Source organism: Pseudomonas cannabina (assembly GCF_900100365.1).
Taxonomy (GTDB): Bacteria; Pseudomonadota; Gammaproteobacteria; order Pseudomonadales; family Pseudomonadaceae; genus Aquipseudomonas; species Aquipseudomonas cannabina.
Genome location: NZ_FNKU01000001.1, coordinates 3,029,632 through 3,047,991, shown reverse-complemented (window position 1 = coordinate 3,047,991; position 18,360 = coordinate 3,029,632). Strand labels below are relative to the sequence as shown.

Sequence of the window (18,360 nt, the reverse complement as noted above, 5' to 3'; positions counted from 1 at the left end):
CCGAATTTTGCAGACATCGGCGGCATGGTGCTGTTTTTTGCGGGCGCGAACCCTATCACAAAAAAACGGCGTTGAAAGGTCGATCTGGCATGCCCTGTGCTACGCCGCCCGATGCTTTTCGCGCTTGCTACACTGGCCTGCGACGAAGCGCCGCAACCCCCCGCTTGGCGAAACCACAACGGGCCGATAACCACAACGGGAGAGTCTTTTGGAGCCACACACCTGGCACGTGCTTATCGTCGAAGACGATCAGCGGCTGGCCGAATTGACCAGCGATTACCTGCAGAACAACGGCCTGAGCGTGGCGATAGAAGGAAACGGCGCGCGGGCGGCGGCGCGAATCATCGATGAGCAGCCCGATCTGGTGATCCTCGACCTGATGCTGCCCGGCGAAGACGGCTTCAGCATCTGCCGCAGCGTGCGCGACCGTTACGACGGGCCGATCCTGATGCTCACTGCGCGTACCGATGACACCGACCATATTCAAGGCCTGGACACTGGCGCGGATGATTTCGTCTGCAAACCAGTGCATCCCCGTGTCTTGCTGGCGCGCATCAAGGCCCTGCTGCGCCGCAGCGAGGCGCCGCAGGTGCCGGCTGCCGAGCTGCGGCGGCTGGTGTTCGGTCCGCTGGTCGTGGACAACGCCCTGCGCGAGGCCTGGCTGTGCGAGCAAAGCATCGAACTGACCGGTGCCGAGTTCGATCTGCTCTGGCTGCTGGTCGCCAATGCCGGGCGCACATTGTCCCGCGAAGAGATTTTCACGGCGCTGCGCGGCATCGGCTACGACGGGCAGGATCGCTCGATCGATGTCCGTATCTCGCGCATCCGCCCCAAGATCGGCGACGATCCCATTCATCCGCGTCTGATCAAGACCGTGCGCAGCAAGGGCTATCTGTTTGTGCCCGAAGCGGCGCAGGACATGAGCGGCCACGTGTTCAGCGGCTGACCTGATGAATTCGATCTTTCTGCGCATCTACGGTGGCGTGCTGGGCGTGCTGGTGCTGGTCGCGTTATTGGGCGTGCTGGCGCTGCATGTGCTCAACCAGGCGCGCGGCGAGCAATACCGCGAGCGTCTGGCCCACGGCACGTTTACGGTGATGGCCGACAATCTGATTGCGCTCAACGACATCGAGCGCCGTCGCGCCCTGGCGATCTGGGAGCGGCTGCTGGGTATTCCGCTGAGCCTGCAAAGCCTCGACGAGGCCCATCTCGACAGCAGCGCGTTGGGTCAACTGGCGCGCGGGCAAGTGGTGGTCGAGCAGATCGGCCCGCACGCCGCCAGGGTCTATCGCCAGTTGAGCGACAAGGAGCCGCTGCTGTTGACCGGCGAAGTGCAGCAGATCACCGAGCAACTGGCGCGTGCGACGCTGTATTTATTGATCGATGAGTTGGTGCGCTTTCCGGTCGATGAGCAACCGGCGCGCCTGCATGCCCTGCGCATCGACAAAGGCTTCGGTTTCGACCTGCATCTGCTGGCGCTGGATCAGGCCGACCTGGATGACGATCAGCGCCGCCGCATCTATGAAGGCGACACGGTGATGGCGCTGGGCAAAGGCGGCGATTCGATCCGCGTGCTGGCCGGGATCGTCGACACCAACTGGGTGCTGGAAATCGGCCCGCTCTACCAGATGAACCCCTATCCGCTGCATTGGCTGCTGCTGATTGCCCTGCTTGGGCTGTGCTTTATCGGTCTGGTGGTGTATCTGCTGGTGCGGCGTCTTGAACGACGCGTGCTGGAACTGGAAGCCACTGCCACGCAGATCGCTCAGGGCAGCCTGCAAACCCGTGTGCCCACTGAGGGGTCCGATTCAGTGGGGCGGGTGGCGGCGGCCTTCAACAGCATGGCCGAGAACCTGCAACGCTCGCTGATGATCCAGCGCGAACTGGTGCGAGCGGTGTCTCACGAGTTACGCACGCCGGTGGCGCGGCTGCGTTTCGGACTGGAGATGGTCAGCGACGCCGCCACTCCGGAGGCGCGGCTCAAGTACATGCGCGGCATGGACAGCGATATTCAGGACCTCGACAAGCTGGTGGATGAAATGCTGACCTACGCGCGCCTGGAGCAGGGCGCGCCGACCTTGAATTTTCAGCGTGTGGACCTGGATGCGCTGATTGATCAGGTCATCGCCGAACTGGCGCCGTTGCGTGCCGATGTAAGGGTGTCGCGGGGCGAGTGTTTCGCGCCTGACGAAACCGCCTGGGTCGAGGCCGAGCCGCGCTACCTGCATCGGGCGCTGCAGAATCTGGTCAGCAATGCGCTGCGTCATGCCGAAACCGAAGTGCGCATCAGCTACCGGCTGGGTTCGCAGCAGTGCCGTATCGACGTGGACGACGACGGGCCCGGCGTGCCGGAAGAGGCCTGGGAGCAGATTTTCACGCCATTCATGCGCATCGATGACAGTCGCACCCGGGCGTCGGGCGGGCATGGGCTGGGCTTGTCGATTGTGCGGCGGATCATCAACTGGCACGAAGGCCGCGCTTCGGTCGGGCACAGTGGAGGCCTGGGCGGTGCGTGTTTCAGTCTGGTCTGGCCGCGCACGCAGGTGCCGCGTTGAGTGCGCACCTGTTCAGCGGGTCGTTGGAGCACTTCGGGCGCACGTTGTTGGCGGCGGATGATCCGCAGGTCGTTGTGGCGGTGCCTGAAGTGCTGCGGCCTTAGCGTCTGGATCAACTGCTGCTGAGTGTTTACGGGCCGCAACTGATGCCCGGCCAGTTGCCGGTGCTGGTCTCGCAGTGGGCCAAGTATTACTTCATGCAACTGATTCCGCCGGTGCTGGTGGCCAGTCTAGTGCACGGCTGGCACTGGCCGTTGGCGCTTGAACAGGTCGGTTTGGCGCTGGACGAGCGCGGCGTGCCGCGTGGCGTCAGGCTGGCGGGGCAGGGCGACGTTAGCCGGGATGTTCCGGCAGATCCGTTTCAGCGATTTGCCGGGTTGCTTGACGATAACCTGCAGCCTTTCATCGCGGCGCTCAGTGCTTATGGCGAACTGCCGGGCGCGGTGTTGTGGAGCAGCGCCGGAGATTATCTGGAGGGCTGTCTGACTCAACTGGCCGGGTGCAGTGGTGTGTCACTGGAAGCCGGTTTTGCACTATTGAGTGAGAAACGGCGAGCGGATGGACGGACCAATCCGTTGTTTCAGGCGGTGCGCTACGTGCCGCAGGTGCTGGGCGTCACACCACGTCGGCAGCGGCGCGTGTGTTGCTTGAGCCATCGGGTCGAGTGGGTCGGACGCTGCGAGCATTGCCCGCTGCCCGCATGATCAGGCCTGCACCGCAACCAGACTCAGCAGGTGATCGCCCAGCACGCTGAACTGGCCCTCCAGCTCCTTGCCAGCGTGCCATTCGCTGGACAGATCGATCAGCAGTCGCAAACGGGCACTGCCGTCGGCAGACCACTCCAGCAATTGTGCATCTTCGAAATAGAAACGCTTTTGCACAATCGGGTAGAGCGCCTTGAACAGCGCTTCCTTGATCGAAAAGGTCAGGGTAACGCGCAGCGCGACCTGATCTTGCGGGCCCGCTGCCATATCGGCCAGTTCGGCAGCGGTCAGGATTTCTCCGGCCAGGCGTGCAGCGCGTTCGTGGCTCAGCAGGTTTTCCGTGTCCAGCCCCAGCCCGCGCCATTGCTGCCTGTGCGCCACCACCGCAGCGGCCCAGCCGGTACTGTGGGTGATCGAACCGCAAACATCACCTGGCCAGACCGGCGCACGGTCTTCGCCCAGCGCGGGGATATGCAGGCGACCATCAAGACGACGCATGGCCTCACGGGCGCAGAGTCGTCCGGCGAGGAATTCGGTCTGCCGCTTGGCAACCGAGCGCTGAATGCTCGCCGGCGTCTCTATCGCACAACGCTGGAAATCGTCGGCACCCAGCTTGTGCGGATCAAAACGCCCACTGACCAGCAGAGCGCCCGGCAAGGCATGTGGCAAAGGCCAATGCTGGACGAGCTCGGGGCAGCAGGGCGGGAGATTGGATAGTTGAGTCATGCGCGGCATTTTGCCGGGGGAATGGAGTGGAGGGAAGGGCGCTGGGTGTCATCGAGCTCAACTATCGTGCGACGCTCCGCGTCGCATGCCGTTCTGGACGCTCTGCGTCCTCTTAGTCAAGTAGAGCAAAAAACTGGTCACACTTTCATCATTTCCACCCACTCAGTCGGGATGTACCGTTCGGACCTCTGATGATTCATGGATGAATGCATGGGCCGGAGTAGATACACCATCACCGAACCTGAAAGCCCCCACTTTCTAACGTGCACCGTGGTGGAGTGGTTGCCGCTTTTTACCCGGCCTGCGCTGGTGGACATTCTATTGAGTGCATGGCGCTACCAACAGGCTCATCAAGGACTGCAACTTTATGGGTATGTCGTTCTGGAAAACCACCTGCACTTCGTGGCTCAAGCACCCGAACTGGACAAATGTGTAAGTAGTTTCAAGTCTTTCACAGCGAGGCAAATAGTCGACTCTCTCGAAAAGTCGAAAGCTGAAAGTACGTTGCAACGCCTGCGTTTCGTCAAGCGCATGCACAAGACCGACAGGGTTTATCAGGTCTGGCAGGAGGGGACTCATGCCGAGCTTGTGTGGAGTGAAAAAATCATGCGGCAGAAGCTCGATTACATTCACCATAACCCGGTAAAAAGGGGCTATGTAGACGTTGGCGAGCACTGGAGATACTCCAGCGCTCGAGACTACGAGGGACAGCGTGGTTTAATCGATATTCAGCGTTGGTATTAAAGCATTGTTGCGACGCAGAGCGTCGAGAACGGCATTCCCACGCTGGAGCGCAGGGAACGATACTTCAACTCTATCAACCGAAGATTTTCTTGAAAAACACCTGCATGTCCGACCACGAGCTCTGATCGGCAGCCTTGTCGTAGCCGATGTCCGGGCCGCCGTGTTCGCCGTGGCTCAGGCGGTCGGCGTCGGGGTTGGTGAAGCCGTGTTTGGCGCCGTCGATGCTGACGAATTTATAGTCAGCCTTGGCGTCATCCATTTCTTTCTTGAAAGCGGCGACGTTTTCCGGTGTGACCATGCTGTCTTTGGCACCATGCTCGACCAGCATCGGCACTTTGATGCCCGGTTTGGCCGGGGTGTTGGTGACCAGTGCGCCGTGGAAGCTGACCACGCCCAGCAGTGGTTCGCCGCGACGCGCTGCATCCAGAACAATCTTGCCACCGAAGCAGTAACCCACCGCTGCAATCTTTTTCGGATCGGTCTGCGGTTGTTTCTTCAGTTGTTCAAGCCCGGCATCAAAGCGCTTGTCGGCTGCATCGCTGTCCTTGAGGGCGGCCTGCATGAAGGCCATCGCGTCCTTCGGGTGCTCGGTGTTCTTGCCTTCGCCATACATGTCGATAGCCATGGCGCTGTAACCGAGGGCCGCCAGATCACGGGCGCGGCGCTTGGCGTAGTCGTTCAGCCCCCACCATTCGTGAACCACCAGCACACCGGGTCGCGGGCCTTTTACCGCGTCGTCGTAGGCGTAGTAACCTACCAGTTTTGTACCGTCGGCACTTTTGTAATCAATCTGCTCGGTCTTGATCGCCGCCTGGGCGAGCCCGGTCAGGCCCATCATGATCATTGCAATCCACAAACGCATGTTCAGCTCCTTCTTGGGTGGGGTGCAGCATGGATGTCAAAAGATAGCGGATTCTGCCACATGTGGCGCGCTCGACCGTTCAGCGCCGGTTCATGCAGTGTTCAGTCGGGGTTCAGCCTGGCACGATTACTGTTGAACCGTACCTTGACGGCGTCCCCGAGCGCAAAAGGAGTCGATATGGTGAATCTCAACAAGTTTTTCCTGGCCCTGGCTTTCCTGGGTGGCAGTGCGGCGGCACAGGCTGGCGACGGCAAACTTGACGTGGCGCGTATCGAGTTCGCCAAGACCAGCGAGAAGCTCGACGACACGCACGGCTGGGGTCACGCGCTCGATGGACAGGGGCAATCCAGTGTGGCGGCGGGGACGCTTTATTCTCCGCCGGTTTACGGCAGTCTGACGGGGACCCACAATGGCCTGCCTGTCAGCCGCGAAATCCTGCTGGGCAGCTATGATGTGACACAGCATGTGCCCGTCAGCGCCCGCCTGTTGAGTACTGATGCGACGATGTCGTTTCATTCTTTGTCTTGAGGCTGCAAGTGTGCCTGGGAGAGCTGCATGAAGTTGTTGGTAGTTGAGGATGAAGCGCTGCTGCGCCATCACCTGCGGACCCGCCTGACCGAAGCGGGGCATGTGGTCGAAGCGGTGGCCAACGCTGAAGAGGCGTTGTATCAGGTCGCGCAATTCAATCACGATCTGGCGGTGATCGACCTGGGCTTGCCGGGCATCGGCGGGCTGGACCTGATTCGTCAGTTGCGCACGCTGGGCAAGGCGTTTCCGATTCTGATCCTGACCGCACGCGGCAACTGGCAGGACAAGGTCGAAGGGCTGGCTGCCGGGGCTGACGACTACGTGGTCAAACCCTTCCAGTTCGAAGAGCTGGAGGCGCGGCTTAACGCCTTGTTGCGGCGCTCCAGCGGCTTCATTCAGTCGACCATCACCGCTGGCCCGCTGTTGCTCGACCTCAATCGCAAGCACGCCGCATTGGCCGAACAGCCGCTGGCGCTGACCGCTTACGAGTACCGCATTCTCGAGTACCTGATGCTCCATCACCAGCAAGTGGTGCCCAAAGAGCGCCTGATGGAACAGTTGTACCCCGATGACGACGAGCGTGATCCGAACGTGATCGAAGTGCTGGTCGGCCGTCTGCGCCGCAAGCTGGACAGCAGCGTGGCTTTCAAACCCATCGAAACCGTGCGTGGCATGGGCTATCTGTTCAATGAGCGCTGTACGTGATTCGTTCGCTTCGCCTGCGCTTGATGTTGGGCGCCGCCACCTTGGCGGTGATCTTCATGCTGCTGATGTTGCCTGCCTTGCAGGGTGCCTTCAGCCTGGCGCTGCGCGGAGCGATCGAGCAACGGCTGGCGTCCGATGTCACCACCATGATTTCGGCCGCACGCGTCGAAGACGGTCATCTGTTGATGCCGTCGGTGTTGCCGGGCGAACAGTTCAACCTGCCCGGCAGCCGCCTGCTGGGCTACATCTATAACCGCCAGGGGCAAATGGTCTGGCGTTCGCTGTCCACCGAAGGCGAAAACATCGACTATCACCCGCACTATGACGGGCAGGGCAGCGAGTTCACCAAAATCAAGGAAATCAACGGCGACGAGTATTTCGTCTACGACGTTGAAATCCGCCTGCTGGGTGGCCGCAATGCCGCGTTCAGCATCGTTGCCGTGCAACCGTTGCGCGGCTATCAGGAAACCATCGACGGTTTGCGGCGTAAACTTTATCTGGGGTTTGGCGCAGCCTTGCTGGTGCTGCTCGGCCTCCTGTGGATGGGCCTGACCTGGGGGCTGCGTGCGTTGCGCGGCTTGAGTCAGGAGCTGGATCAGGTGGAATCGGGCATGCGCGACAGCCTGAGCGAAGAACATCCCAGCGAACTGCTGCGCCTGACCGACTCGCTCAACCGGCTGCTGCGCAGTGAGCGTGAACAGCGGATTCGCTACCGTGATTCGCTGGATGATTTGGCCCATAGCCTGAAAACGCCGTTGGCAGTGTTGCAAGGCGTCAGCGAAAACATCGCCAAACGCCCCGAGGACATGGAACAGGCGTGGGTGCTGCAATCGCAGATCGAGCGCATGAGCCAGCAGATCGGCTATCAACTGCAACGCGCCAGCTTGCGCAAAAGCGGTCTGGTGCGCCATCACGTCATGCTGCGGCCAGTGGTTGAAAGCTTGTGCAATACGCTGGACAAGGTGTACCGCGACAAACAGGTCAACGCCACGCTAGACCTGCCGGAACAGTGCCAGGTGCATATGGAGGAGGGCGCGTTGCTGGAAATGCTCGGCAACTTGCTGGAAAACGCCTATCGGTTGTGCCTGAGCGAAGTGCGGGTAAGTTTCAGTCAGTCCGCAACGGGCGACGAGCTGTGTATCGAAGACGACGGCCCTGGCGTTCCGCACAGCCAGCGTGCGCGCATTCTGGAACGTGGTGAACGGCTGGATCGCCAGAACCCCGGGCAAGGGATCGGTCTGGCGGTGGTCAAGGACATCATCGAGAGCTACGGCGCACAACTGACACTGGACGATTCGCCACTGGGCGGCGCAGCGTTCAGGATTCATTTTCTGGCGCAGTGACGGCGGTTAAAGGCATTGGCACGAGAGCAGGATTCTCATTCCTCACGCTCCAGTGGTTATGCCTTTCGTGACACTCCGCGTCACACATCTACGCCGCACGCACACCCAAGATCGGACGCGGAGCGTCCAGAACGGCATGCCGACGCAGAGCGTCGCACGATAGTTGAAGCACACACAGCTCCTGTGGGAGCGAGCTTGCTCGCGAAGAGGCCGGTACAGCCCAGTAAATTGAAGCGTCCAGAACGGCATACCGACGCAGAGCGTCGCACGATAGTTGAAGCACACGCAGCTCCTGTGGGAGCGAGCTTGCTCGCGAAGAGGCCGGTACAGCCTAGTAAATTGAAGCGTCCAGAACGGCATACCGACGCAGAGCGTCGCACGATAGTTGAGGTTATCGTTCCTATGCTCCAGCGTAGGAATGCCTTTCGTGACGCTCTGCGTCACATATCTGCGCCGCACTGCGTACTGTAGATCGGACGCCGAGTTTCCAAAACCATGTTCCTCACGACCCTCAAAAGGCGGATAACCGCCACTCAACCTCTGTTTTTTCCTCGATACGGCGGAAAACCGCCACCTCTACCGTCGAATCCCGGCTACCGTTACCCGTCCAGGCCTTGCACAGCGCGGACTTGATATCAATCTGACTCCATGGCACGCGTATTGCTATTCAGAGGGTAGAGGCCTGCCCTGTGCAGCTCGACAAAACAAATCCCTCCAGTGCAGGAGGGTTAGCGCTTTATAGGCTCGCGTGCATCAGGTGAAGATGCCGACGACGCCCTTGAGGAAAACTGCAATGACGACTCGTCAGCCCATCTACAAATCCCTCTATTTTCAGGTAATCGTTGCGATTGTCATCGGTATCCTGATCGGTCACTTCTACCCGGACACCGGCAAGGCACTGAAGCCGCTGGGTGACGGGTTCATCAAACTTATCAAGATGGTTATTGCCCCGATCATCTTCTGTACCGTCGTCAGCGGTATCGCCGGTATGCAGAACATGAAATCGGTGGGCAAGACAGGCGGCTACGCGCTGCTGTATTTCGAGATCGTGTCGACTATCGCCCTGCTGATCGGTCTGATCGTGGTCAACGTGGTTCAGCCGGGTGTCGGCATGAACATCGACGTCAGCACGCTCGACGCCTCGAAGATCGCGGCCTACGTCACTGCCGGTCAGGATCAGAGCATCGTCGGCTTTATCCTCAACGTCATTCCCAACACCATCGTCGGCGCGTTTGCCAACGGTGACATCCTGCAAGTGCTGATGTTCTCGGTGATCTTCGGCTTCGCCCTGCATCGCCTGGGTTCATACGGCAAACCGGTTCTGGACTTCATCGATCGTTTCGCCCACGTGATGTTCAACATCATCAACATGATCATGAAACTGGCGCCTATCGGTGCATTCGGTGCCATGGCCTTCACCATCGGCGCCTACGGCGTCAGCTCGCTGGTGCAGTTGGGTCAGTTGATGATCTGCTTCTACGTCACCTGCGTTCTGTTCATCGTGTTCATACTGGGCGCAATCGCCCGCGCTCACGGCTTCAGCATCTTCAAACTGATTCGCTATATCCGCGAAGAGCTGTTGATCGTACTGGGTACGTCCTCGTCGGAATCGGCCCTGCCACGCATGCTGATCAAGATGGAACGTCTGGGTGCCAAGAAGTCCGTCGTAGGTCTGGTTATCCCGACCGGCTACTCGTTCAACCTGGACGGTACGTCGATCTACGTGACCATGGCTGCGGTGTTCATCGCTCAGGCGACCAACACTCATATGGACATCAGCCACCAGATCACCCTGCTGCTGGTGCTGTTGCTGTCGTCCAAAGGTGCTGCTGGCGTGACCGGTAGCGGCTTTATCGTACTGGCTGCAACCCTGTCGGCTGTTGGCCACCTGCCGGTTGCCGGTCTGGCGCTGATTCTGGGCATCGACCGCTTCATGTCCGAAGCCCGCGCCCTGACCAACCTGGTGGGTAACGCTGTTGCCACAGTGGTGGTTGCCAAGTGGGTTGGCGAGCTGGACACCGACAAGCTGCAATCCGAGCTGGCTTCCGGTGGCAGCGCCATTCTGGAAACCCGTCCTGAAGACGACCTCGGCGTTGCCGAAGGCCCGACCCCAGCCGCTGCGGTGAATACCACCAAGACCGTCTGATAACCTCAGGCCATGAAAAAACCCATCTTCGGATGGGTTTTTTTATGCCTGGATTTTGCCCGGGTTACTCCATGCGGGTCTCGCCACTGAACACCAGCGGCTCGCGGCAACGGCGGCACAGGTAACGCCGTCCTTTGCGAACCATGCTGTGGCGCTGGGAGGTGAACGGGAAATCGCTGTCCGGGCATGGGCAGCGATAAATGTAACGCGTCACGCTGCGGTGCTGAACGGCGTAGGTATGGCAGCGATTGGGCGGTAGCTCGTAGACGCCGCGCATGATCAGCTGCCACTCTTCGCCATGCGGCTGAATACTGCCACCGAACAGTTGATGGGCAATCAGGTGCGCGACTTCGTGCGGCACGGTCTGGCGCAGGAAGTCTTCGGCGTTCTCTTTATAGAGCTGCGGATTGAAGCGCAGCAGGTTTTCGTGCAAGTGCGCGACGCCGGCCTTCTGGCCACGCAACTGAAAACTGACCACCGGCCGTTTGAACGTGCGTTTGAAGAAGGCTTCGGCTTGCTGATAACAGGTTTCGACGCGGGCATTGAGTTGTTCGGGCATGCGTTATGGCTCTCCAATGCGCCCAGTATGCCGCAAGGTCACGCGCGGCTGAACATGCCAGCCGCCCGGTGGTCGTTTTCGAGTCAGTGCTGTTGCCAGTTTGAACGGCATGCGCGCAGTCTGTTTAACCCCGTATCGGTTATGCGTAAAATAACCGCCTTTTCTCAAGTCACCGGCGGATACCTCCAACAAATGGGCACCCTTTCAGTCAATCAGAACAAACTGCAGAAACGTCTGCGTCGACTGGCCGGCGAAGCGGTGGCTGACTTCAACATGATCGAAGACGGCGACAAGGTGATGGTTTGCCTGTCCGGTGGCAAAGACAGTTACACCCTGCTCGACGTGTTGCTGCACTTGCAGAAAGTCGCGCCGATCAGGTTCGATATCGTTGCCGTCAACATGGACCAGAAGCAGCCGGGCTTTCCCGAGCATGTGCTGCCTGCCTACCTGAAAGAACTGGGTGTCGAGTACCACATCGTCGAGAAGGACACGTATTCGGTGGTCAAAGAGCTGATCCCCGAAGGCAAGACCACGTGCTCGCTGTGTTCGCGCCTGCGTCGCGGCACGCTGTACACCTTCGCCGACGAAATCGGTGCCACCAAGATGGCGTTGGGGCATCACCGTGATGACATCGTCGAGACGTTCTTCCTGAACATGTTCTTCAACGGCTCGTTGAAAGCCATGCCGCCCAAGCTGCGTGCCGATGACGGTCGCAATGTGGTGATTCGTCCGTTAGCCTACTGCCACGAGAAAGACATTCAGGCCTATTCGGACCTCAAGCAGTTTCCGATCATTCCCTGCAATCTCTGCGGCTCGCAGGAAAATCTGCAACGCCAGGTGGTCAAGGACATGCTGCTGGACTGGGAGCGCAAGACGCCAGGCCGCACCGAAAGCATCTTCCGCGCGCTGCAGAATGTTCAGCCTTCGCAACTGGCCGATCGCAAGCTGTTCGACTTCAGTAACCTGCGCATCGACGAAACCGCGACGTCACGGTTCGTCAATGTGGTGAATATCTGAGCCCGATCAGTGGTTGACCGTAAACGACAGCATTGCTGACAACTGGCACATCGGTCTGCCACTTTCGGCATGCCACTGATTGAACACGTCTTGCACGATGGCCTGATCGCGTTTGCTGGTCGGCACGCGGTCGACGATATCCTGCGCATTCAGGGCGGCGACTACATCCCAGGTCGGAATGAAGGTGTCCTTGCCGACCATGCGCAAAAAGCGCGGCGATGACAGGCCACCCATCTGATTACCGTGCTTGGCCAGGTACTGCCACAGGCCGGTAATGTTATCGACCGGCCACTCGGCGATGAATGTGCCAAAGCTGCCATGCTCCTGTTCGATGTCCAGAATCAGCTGCGCATTGCGTGGCACGCTCTTGAGCTTGCCCAAGTGACGAATGATGCGCGCGTCCTGCATCAGCCGCTCCAGATGGTCGGCGCCCATCAGCACGACTTTCTCCGGGTCGAAGCGGAAGAACACTTCTTCAAAAGCGGGCCATTTGGAATCCACCAGACTGTGTTTCAGACCGGCACGAAACACCCGCAGCGCCATGGTCGACAGGTAACGGTCGGCGCTGATGGCCTGCAGTTGTTTCGGCGTTTTGGGGGAGGGCAGATGAGCTTCCAGAGCTTTGGCAGAGCCGAATCGATTCAGGCAATACTCGTTCAGCCATTTGTAGTCGTGCATCGGTTCTCCAGAAGATTCAACAGGCAGGTCAAGGGCTCAGACCGACCCTTGAGCTGCAAGTTTGCGATTTTAGCGAAAGCGGGTGGTGGCGCTTCTGGCGAACCGGTCAGCCGCGTGGTGCGTCCAGTTGCAGTGCGGTTTTCGCCAGGCGCTGGCCGAGTGCGCGGCACAACTCGGTTTCGTGGCGGTCCAGCGCGCGTTTGCCGTCGGCACCGGCATGGTGACTGGCGCCATACGGCGTGCCGCCGCCGGTGGTTTCGAGCAGCGCCGATTCGCTGTAGGGCAGGCCCATGAGCAGCATGCCGTGGTGCAGCAATGGCAGCAGCATCGACATCAGTGTGGTTTCCTGACCGCCGTGCAGGCTGGCGGTGGAGGTGAACACGCCCGCAGGCTTGCCGACCAGCGCGCCGGTCAGCCACAGGTTACTGGTGCCGTCGAGAAAGTATTTCAGCGGCGCGGCCATGTTGCCGAAGCGGGTCGGGCTGCCCAGCGCGAGGCCCGAGCAGTTTTTCAGGTCGTCGAGGCTGGCATACAGCGCGCCGCTTTCCGGAATTTCCGGCGCAGTCGCTTCGCAGTCGGCGGAAATGGCGGGTACGGTGCGCAGCCGTGCTTCCATGCCGCCCAGTTCTACACCGCGCGCAATCTGTCGGGCCATTTCGCCGGTCGAGCCGTTGCGGGTGTAATACAGGACCAGAATATAAGGTGTGCTCACGGCAGCAGCTCCAGAATGTTCTCGGGTGGACGGCCAATAACGGCCTTGTCGCCGACGACCAGAATCGGCCGCTCGATCAGTTTGGGGTGGGCAGCCATGGCGGCAATCAGTTGCTCGTCGCTGAGGCTCGGGTCGGCCAGATTGAGTTGCTTGTAGTCGTCTTCACCGGTGCGCAGCAGTTGCCGTGCGCCGAAGCCCAGTTTGCCGAGCAGATAACGCAAGGTGGCTGCGTCGGGTGGGGTTTCCAGATACAGAACGACGTCCGGGCTCAGGCCACGAGCCTGAAGCAGTTCCAGCGCGCCGCGGGATTTGGTGCAGCGCGGGTTGTGATACAGCGTCAGATCGGTCATTTGCAGGTCGCATCTTGTATGGGGTGGGGCGTATTCTACCCAGCGATGACACTGTTCGACATATCGGATGGTCAATAGTCGTAACATGGGTATAAGAAAGCCTGGTCATCGGTAATGCAGGTTGAACAGGCGAGGAAGGAAATTAATGGCAATGCGATTGACAGCAGCGGTGATACTTCTCGGCAGTTTGCTGCTCAGCGGCTGTGGCGTGGACCTGGGCACCGACCAGAACGGTCAGAAGGTCGCCAGCGAGCGGATAAAGGGCCATTGGCTGGTGGTCAACTATTGGGCTGAATGGTGTGGCCCGTGCCGGACCGAGGTGCCGGAATTCAATGCACTGTTCGAGCAGCTCAAGGACAAGAAGGTCACAGTATTGGGCGTCAACTTTGACAATCTGCAAGGTGACGAACTGAAAAATGCCGCCAACGCGCTGGGCATCAAGTTCACCGTACTGGCCCAAGATCCGGCCGAACAGTACAGCCTGCCGCCTTCCGAGGCGCTGCCGGTGACCTACATCATCGACGACAAAGGCAAGATGCGCGAACAATTGCTCGGCGAGCAATCCGCCGCGACCGTGATCCAGAAGCTCAAGGCGCTGCGCGGGGAGGGCTGATCAGATCAGTTAACCAGGCTCTGCGTCGCAGCGAGGACGCGGAGCGTCGCACGATAGTTGAAGCACACACTGCTCCTGTGGGAGCGAGCTTGCTCGCGAAGAGGCCGGTACAGCCCAGTAAATCGGAGCGTCCAGAACGGCATGCGACGCAGAGCGTCGCACGATAGTGATATCAGCTATCTTCCAGCCAGAAGCGCAGCGCTTTGCCTTCAGCGGGCCACAGGCGCAGTTGTTCGATGGGTGAGATGTCCCAGCGTTGTACGCTGCTGATGGCTTTGATGAAGCGTTGTTCCTGTTCCATCAGCGCCGGCGCGCACATTTTGCGGGTTTTGCCTACTGCGCCGAAGCTGATGGTGTGGTCGTTCAGGGTGTAGGGCGCGAACCAGTGGTTGCAGCCCGCATTGCCGTATGCGCGGCCATCGGCACCCAGGGTCATGGTCAGGTGACTGTTGTCGATCAGCGGACGTTCGCCGATCCATTCCATGACGTAGCTTTTATCCTGCCGAATCGGCAGCGGGTCTGCGGTGCATCCGACCAGCAGCGCGCCGCCGATCAGGCCAAGAAGCGCGAGCTGTCTCATGCGGCCTTCTCCTGACACTTCTTGCAGATGTGCTTTTCGCCTTCGGTTTTCCAGCCCAGCTCCGCGATGCGTGCAGTAGCGGCCGGTTTCTGTGCCTTGACGCCCAGCTTGCTCTCGACCATGAACTCGAAATTCAGTTCGGCGTTGCAGCTGTCGCAATGCACCTGCCACTGATGGATCGCCAGTTCGTCGAACACCGGACCTTTGGCGACTGCGATCCATTGACCGGGCGGATTGATCAGGTGGCGGACCTTTTCGACCGTCAGGCGCATGTGCAGGCTTTTGCTGCCTTTTATGGTCACCAGCAACTGGTCATGATCGTGAATCGAGCCGCCGTTGCCGGTGACCTGATAGCGACCGGGGGCCAGGGTGCGGCATTCAGTCAGGGTATGTTGCGGGTTGAGCATGCTGTAGCGGAAATCGTGTTCGACCATGGGTCCTCCAAAATTGCGCGCATCCTACCATGCTCCGTGCTGATCGTTCCTGGCGCATGGCTGCGACTACCGTGCCATTGCGTTGGTGCGCCGTTCTGGACGCTCCGGGTCCTCTTTATGACGCAGTCCAGAGCGCAGAGGCTTCCGAGCGTCAGGTCACGCAGACACCCGCGCCTCCGCCCCCAGACGAATAATGGCTTTGTCCAGATCGTCCAGTGCGTCATCAGTGTGCGGGGCGTCCTGTTTCAGAAGTGTTTCGGCGCGCTGGCAGGCCGTGCGCAGTTGCGGCACGCCACAGTAGCGCGTTGCGCCGTGCAAGCGATGGACGCGCTCGATCAGGGCCTGTACGTCGTTGCTGGCACGCGCCGTGCGAATGGCCTCGCGGTCGGCGTCCAGCGATGCCAAGAGCATGGCCAGCATGTCGGCCGCCAGGTCTGGCTTGCCCGCAGCCAGACGCAGCCCCTCTTCGTGATCGAGCACCAGCGGCCCGACGTGAGTCACCGTCGCTTCATGCTGGCGCTCCGGTGCCGGAGTGCGCAGCGCCAGCCCGGTCCATTTGAGTACCACCTGCCCCAATTGCCGTTCGCTGATCGGTTTGGTCAGGTAGTCGTCCATGCCGCTTTGCAGCAACGAGCGTTTTTCGTTGGCCATGGCGTGCGCGGTCAGTGCGACGATGGGCAGCGAAGTCTGGTTGCGTTCGGCTTCCCAGGCGCGAATCGCTTCGGTGGCCTGCCGCCCGTCCATGCCAGGCATCTGTACGTCCATCAGCACCAGATCGAACGCCTCCTGACGCACAGCGTTGACCGCCGCATAACCGCCTTCGACCGCCATCACTTCGGCGCCCATGTCTTCGAGCAGCGTCTGCACCAGCAACAGGTTCGCCGGGTTGTCGTCCACGCACAGCACACGCGGCGCACGGCTGGACAACGGCAGGCTGATGTCGGCCCGCACCGCTCTGGGCGCGATCAACTCCGACAGGGCCTTTTGCAGCTTGCGAGTACAGGCGGGCTTGGCCTGCAACTGGGTGTAAACGTCATGCACCGCCAATTGAAACACCGCATGTTCCGTGGTCGGGCACAGCACCATGACCTTGCAGTTGAGGTTTTCCAGGTCCCAGATGTGCTGGCGCAACCGTTCTGGCGAGATTTCCAGCGCGGTCACGCCCAGCACCGCCAGATCGATCGCCAACGGCGATTCGTGCACCGCCGTGACGCCGTTGAGCAGGTTTTCCAGATTATTGAACACCACGGTGTGCAGGCCGCAATCTTCCAGTTGGTGCTCCAGCGCCTGACGCGCCAGGTCGTGATGCTCGAGCACCGCAGCACGCAGACCTTCCAGTGGAATATTGAGCGACTCTTCCTTGTCTTCGCGGGCCTTGGGCAGTTTCAGGCTGATCCAGAACTCCGAACCCACGCCCGGCGTGCTGTCGACACCGATCTCGCCGCCCATCTGCTCGATCAGACGCTTGGAAATCACCAGGCCCAGACCGGTGCCGCCCGGCTGGCGCGACAGCGAATTGTCGGCCTGGCTGAAGGCTTGAAACAACGCCCGCACGTCCTGACTGGACAGGCCGATGCCGGTGTCCTGCACGCTGATGCGCAGCTGCGCGTGTTCTTCGGTTTCGTCTTCGAGCATGGCGCGGGCGACGATAGTGCCTTCGCGGGTGAACTTGATCGCGTTGCTGACCAGGTTGGTCAGAATCTGCCGCAGGCGCAGCGGGTCGCCGGACAGTGCCAGCGGCGTGTCGCGATACACCAGACTGACCAGTTCCAGCTGTTTGGCGTGGGCGGCGGGGGCGAGGATGGTCAGCGTGTCCTGCAACAGATCGCGCAGGTTGAACGGAATATTGTCGAGCACCAGCTTGCCGGCTTCGATCTTCGAAAAGTCGAGAATCTCGTTGATGATGCTCAGCAGGTTGTCGGCGGACTTTTCGATGGTTGCCAGATAGTCGAACTGGCGCGGCGTCAGCTCGCTTTTTTGCAGTAAATGCGTGAAGCCCAGAATGCCGTTGAGCGGGGTGCGGATTTCATGGCTCATGTTGGCGAGGAATTCAGACTTGATGCGGCTGGCTTCCAGCGCTTCTTTGCGCGCCAGGTCCAGTTCGATGTTCTGGATTTCGATGGTTTCCAGATTCTGCCGGACGTCCTCGGTGGCCTGGTCGATGCTCAGTTGCAGTTCTTCCTGCGCATTCTGCAACGTGGCCGCCATGCGGTTGATGCCAGAGGCCAGTTCGTCCAGCTCGCGGCTGCCCAGCGGTGGCAGGCGGGTTTCGAGGTTGCCGTCCTTGAGTTGCGAAACCGCCTGCTTGATCAGGCTCATCGGCCCGTTGATCGTGCGGCTCAGACGCACGGCAACGATGGCGGTAAAGGCCAGCCCGGTGAAGATCAGCAGCAGGCTGGCAAACAGGCTTCTGTAGCCGCGCAGCAAAGTGCCATTGTGGGAAATCTCCAGATCCACCCAGCCCAGCAGCGTGTCGGCCTCGGCGGGAATGATCGGGCTGGTCAGGTGGCGCTGATGGCCAAACACCGGCAGCAGATAACGGGTGGCATCGACCCCGGTCGAGCTGAGCAGTTGCGAGCTGTTGCCGATGGGCACCGGGCTGATCATGGTCGGCCCGGCGTGGGCCAGCGGCGTGCGATCGACATCCAGAAACGTCACGGCACGCACGTCGTTCTGTTCCAGCGTCTGCGAGGCGATGCGACTCAACAGCACGTTATCCTTGCGGCCCAGAGCATTGGCCGACAACGGCGCGAGGTCCTGCGCGATCATCTCGCCGCGCTGCAGCAACTGGCTTTGCAGTTCGCTCAACTGCATCCAGGTGAAATAGCCACCGAGCATCGCGGCCATCAGGCTGGCAGGCAGAATCGTCAGTAGCAGCACACGGCCTTTTATACCCAGCTTGGTCAGCACGCTTTCTCTCCAGCAACAGGTATCAATCCGTCGATAACAGGCATCGGCTGCCTGGCTGTATCGGCACGAGGCAATGAGTTTAGCTATTTAGCGCCGTCATGGGCACTTAACTCTTTTGCCGGGCTGTGGCCGCGGTAACAAAACAGCTCGTTATGTCTTTTGGGAATAACGACCGCACTTTGCGTGATATGGGC

18 protein-coding genes and 1 pseudogene are annotated in these 18,360 nt (G+C 60.2%); 10 read left to right on the top strand and 9 right to left on the bottom strand.

Annotation, left to right across the window (positions count from 1 at the left end; all coding sequences use genetic code 11):
• Positions 1 to 208 precede the first annotated feature (208 nt).
• The 3 genes and pseudogenes from BLT55_RS14350 to fhuF all read left to right on the top strand — a co-directional run bounded on the left by BLT55_RS14350 (position 209) and on the right by fhuF (position 3,259).
• Complete coding sequence (locus BLT55_RS14350) at positions 209 to 946, top strand: response regulator (protein WP_055001416.1); 738 nt, start codon at positions 209 to 211, stop codon at positions 944 to 946.
• A 4-nt stretch (positions 947 to 950) separates the two neighbouring features.
• A complete protein-coding gene (locus tag BLT55_RS14345) occupies positions 951 to 2,555 on the top strand; it encodes an ATP-binding protein (RefSeq protein ID WP_055001415.1) in 1,605 nt (534 codons plus the stop codon).
• Positions 2,513 to 3,259: pseudogene (gene fhuF / locus BLT55_RS14340) on the top strand (siderophore-iron reductase FhuF). Before BLT55_RS14345 ends, fhuF begins: the two are co-directional and overlap by 43 nt.
• Here the strand turns inward: fhuF and BLT55_RS14335 are convergent.
• On the bottom strand, positions 3,260 to 3,985 hold the full coding sequence (locus BLT55_RS14335; protein WP_208601281.1) for a 4'-phosphopantetheinyl transferase family protein: 726 nt from the start codon (positions 3,983 to 3,985) through the stop codon (positions 3,260 to 3,262).
• A 210-nt stretch (positions 3,986 to 4,195) separates the two neighbouring features.
• Here BLT55_RS14335 and BLT55_RS14330 point away from each other — a divergent pair, with 210 nt between their 5' ends.
• Positions 4,196 to 4,729: an REP-associated tyrosine transposase gene (locus tag BLT55_RS14330; RefSeq protein ID WP_055001413.1), complete on the top strand. Its 534-nt coding sequence runs from the start codon at positions 4,196 to 4,198 to the stop codon at positions 4,727 to 4,729.
• A gap of 73 nt (positions 4,730 to 4,802) precedes the next feature.
• Here BLT55_RS14330 and BLT55_RS14325 read toward each other — a convergent pair whose 3' ends face one another.
• The gene (locus BLT55_RS14325; protein WP_055001412.1) at positions 4,803 to 5,591 is read right to left on the bottom strand and encodes a dienelactone hydrolase family protein; all 789 of its coding nucleotides are present in this window, start codon (positions 5,589 to 5,591) and stop codon (positions 4,803 to 4,805) included.
• Between the two features lie 177 nt (positions 5,592 to 5,768).
• Here BLT55_RS14325 and BLT55_RS14320 point away from each other — a divergent pair, with 177 nt between their 5' ends.
• The 4 genes from BLT55_RS14320 to BLT55_RS14305 all read left to right on the top strand — a co-directional run bounded on the left by BLT55_RS14320 (position 5,769) and on the right by BLT55_RS14305 (position 10,313).
• Positions 5,769 to 6,119, top strand: coding sequence for a hypothetical protein (locus BLT55_RS14320; RefSeq protein WP_055001411.1), 351 nt, complete (start codon positions 5,769 to 5,771; stop codon positions 6,117 to 6,119).
• Between the two features lie 27 nt (positions 6,120 to 6,146).
• Positions 6,147 to 6,824, top strand: a complete 678-nt coding sequence (locus BLT55_RS14315) for a response regulator (protein WP_003407750.1) — start codon at positions 6,147 to 6,149, stop codon at positions 6,822 to 6,824.
• Positions 6,821 to 8,167 (top strand): ATP-binding protein, encoded by a 1,347-nt coding sequence (locus BLT55_RS14310; RefSeq protein WP_054079632.1) that lies wholly within the window; start codon positions 6,821 to 6,823, stop codon positions 8,165 to 8,167. The genes BLT55_RS14315 and BLT55_RS14310 overlap by 4 nt, the downstream gene beginning before the upstream one ends.
• 793 nt (positions 8,168 to 8,960) lie before the next feature.
• Entirely contained in the window at positions 8,961 to 10,313 is a 1,353-nt protein-coding gene (locus tag BLT55_RS14305) for a dicarboxylate/amino acid:cation symporter (protein WP_055001410.1), read from the top strand.
• A gap of 64 nt (positions 10,314 to 10,377) precedes the next feature.
• Here the strand turns inward: BLT55_RS14305 and BLT55_RS14300 are convergent, their stop codons facing one another.
• Positions 10,378 to 10,872 (bottom strand): SprT family zinc-dependent metalloprotease, encoded by a 495-nt coding sequence (locus BLT55_RS14300; protein ID WP_055001409.1) that lies wholly within the window; start codon positions 10,870 to 10,872, stop codon positions 10,378 to 10,380.
• A gap of 192 nt (positions 10,873 to 11,064) precedes the next feature.
• On the opposite strand from BLT55_RS14300, the gene ttcA reads away from it, so the two are divergent.
• The gene (gene ttcA / locus BLT55_RS14295) at positions 11,065 to 11,889 is read left to right on the top strand and encodes a tRNA 2-thiocytidine(32) synthetase TtcA (protein WP_055001408.1); all 825 of its coding nucleotides are present in this window, start codon (positions 11,065 to 11,067) and stop codon (positions 11,887 to 11,889) included.
• A 6-nt stretch (positions 11,890 to 11,895) separates the two neighbouring features.
• On the opposite strand, the gene BLT55_RS14290 is transcribed toward ttcA, so the two are convergent.
• The 3 genes from BLT55_RS14290 to arsC all read right to left on the bottom strand — a co-directional run bounded on the left by BLT55_RS14290 (position 11,896) and on the right by arsC (position 13,629).
• Positions 11,896 to 12,567 carry a DNA-3-methyladenine glycosylase I gene (locus BLT55_RS14290; RefSeq protein ID WP_055001407.1) on the bottom strand — a complete coding sequence of 224 codons (672 nt, stop codon included), beginning with the start codon at positions 12,565 to 12,567 and terminating at the stop codon, positions 11,896 to 11,898.
• 106 nt (positions 12,568 to 12,673) lie between these two features.
• Positions 12,674 to 13,279: an NAD(P)H:quinone oxidoreductase gene (gene wrbA / locus BLT55_RS14285; protein ID WP_054079633.1), complete on the bottom strand. Its 606-nt coding sequence runs from the start codon at positions 13,277 to 13,279 to the stop codon at positions 12,674 to 12,676.
• Positions 13,276 to 13,629, bottom strand: a complete 354-nt coding sequence (arsC, locus tag BLT55_RS14280; protein WP_055001406.1) for an arsenate reductase (glutaredoxin) — start codon at positions 13,627 to 13,629, stop codon at positions 13,276 to 13,278. Before arsC ends, wrbA begins: the two co-directional genes overlap by 4 nt.
• A gap of 145 nt (positions 13,630 to 13,774) precedes the next feature.
• Here arsC and BLT55_RS14275 point away from each other — a divergent pair, with 145 nt between their 5' ends.
• Positions 13,775 to 14,242 carry a TlpA disulfide reductase family protein gene (locus BLT55_RS14275; RefSeq protein WP_055001405.1) on the top strand — a complete coding sequence of 156 codons (468 nt, stop codon included), beginning with the start codon at positions 13,775 to 13,777 and terminating at the stop codon, positions 14,240 to 14,242.
• Between the two features lie 172 nt (positions 14,243 to 14,414).
• Here the strand turns inward: BLT55_RS14275 and BLT55_RS14270 are convergent, their stop codons facing one another.
• The 3 genes from BLT55_RS14270 to BLT55_RS14260 all read right to left on the bottom strand — a co-directional run bounded on the left by BLT55_RS14270 (position 14,415) and on the right by BLT55_RS14260 (position 18,166).
• Complete coding sequence (locus tag BLT55_RS14270) at positions 14,415 to 14,822, bottom strand: META domain-containing protein (RefSeq protein WP_055001404.1); 408 nt, start codon at positions 14,820 to 14,822, stop codon at positions 14,415 to 14,417.
• Positions 14,819 to 15,256, bottom strand: a complete 438-nt coding sequence (locus tag BLT55_RS14265) for a hypothetical protein (RefSeq protein WP_007251502.1) — start codon at positions 15,254 to 15,256, stop codon at positions 14,819 to 14,821. The genes BLT55_RS14270 and BLT55_RS14265 overlap by 4 nt, the downstream gene beginning before the upstream one ends.
• Before the next feature lie 156 nt (positions 15,257 to 15,412).
• Positions 15,413 to 18,166, bottom strand: coding sequence for a response regulator (locus BLT55_RS14260; RefSeq protein WP_055001403.1), 2,754 nt, complete (start codon positions 18,164 to 18,166; stop codon positions 15,413 to 15,415).
• Between the last annotated feature and the right edge of the window lie 194 nt (positions 18,167 to 18,360).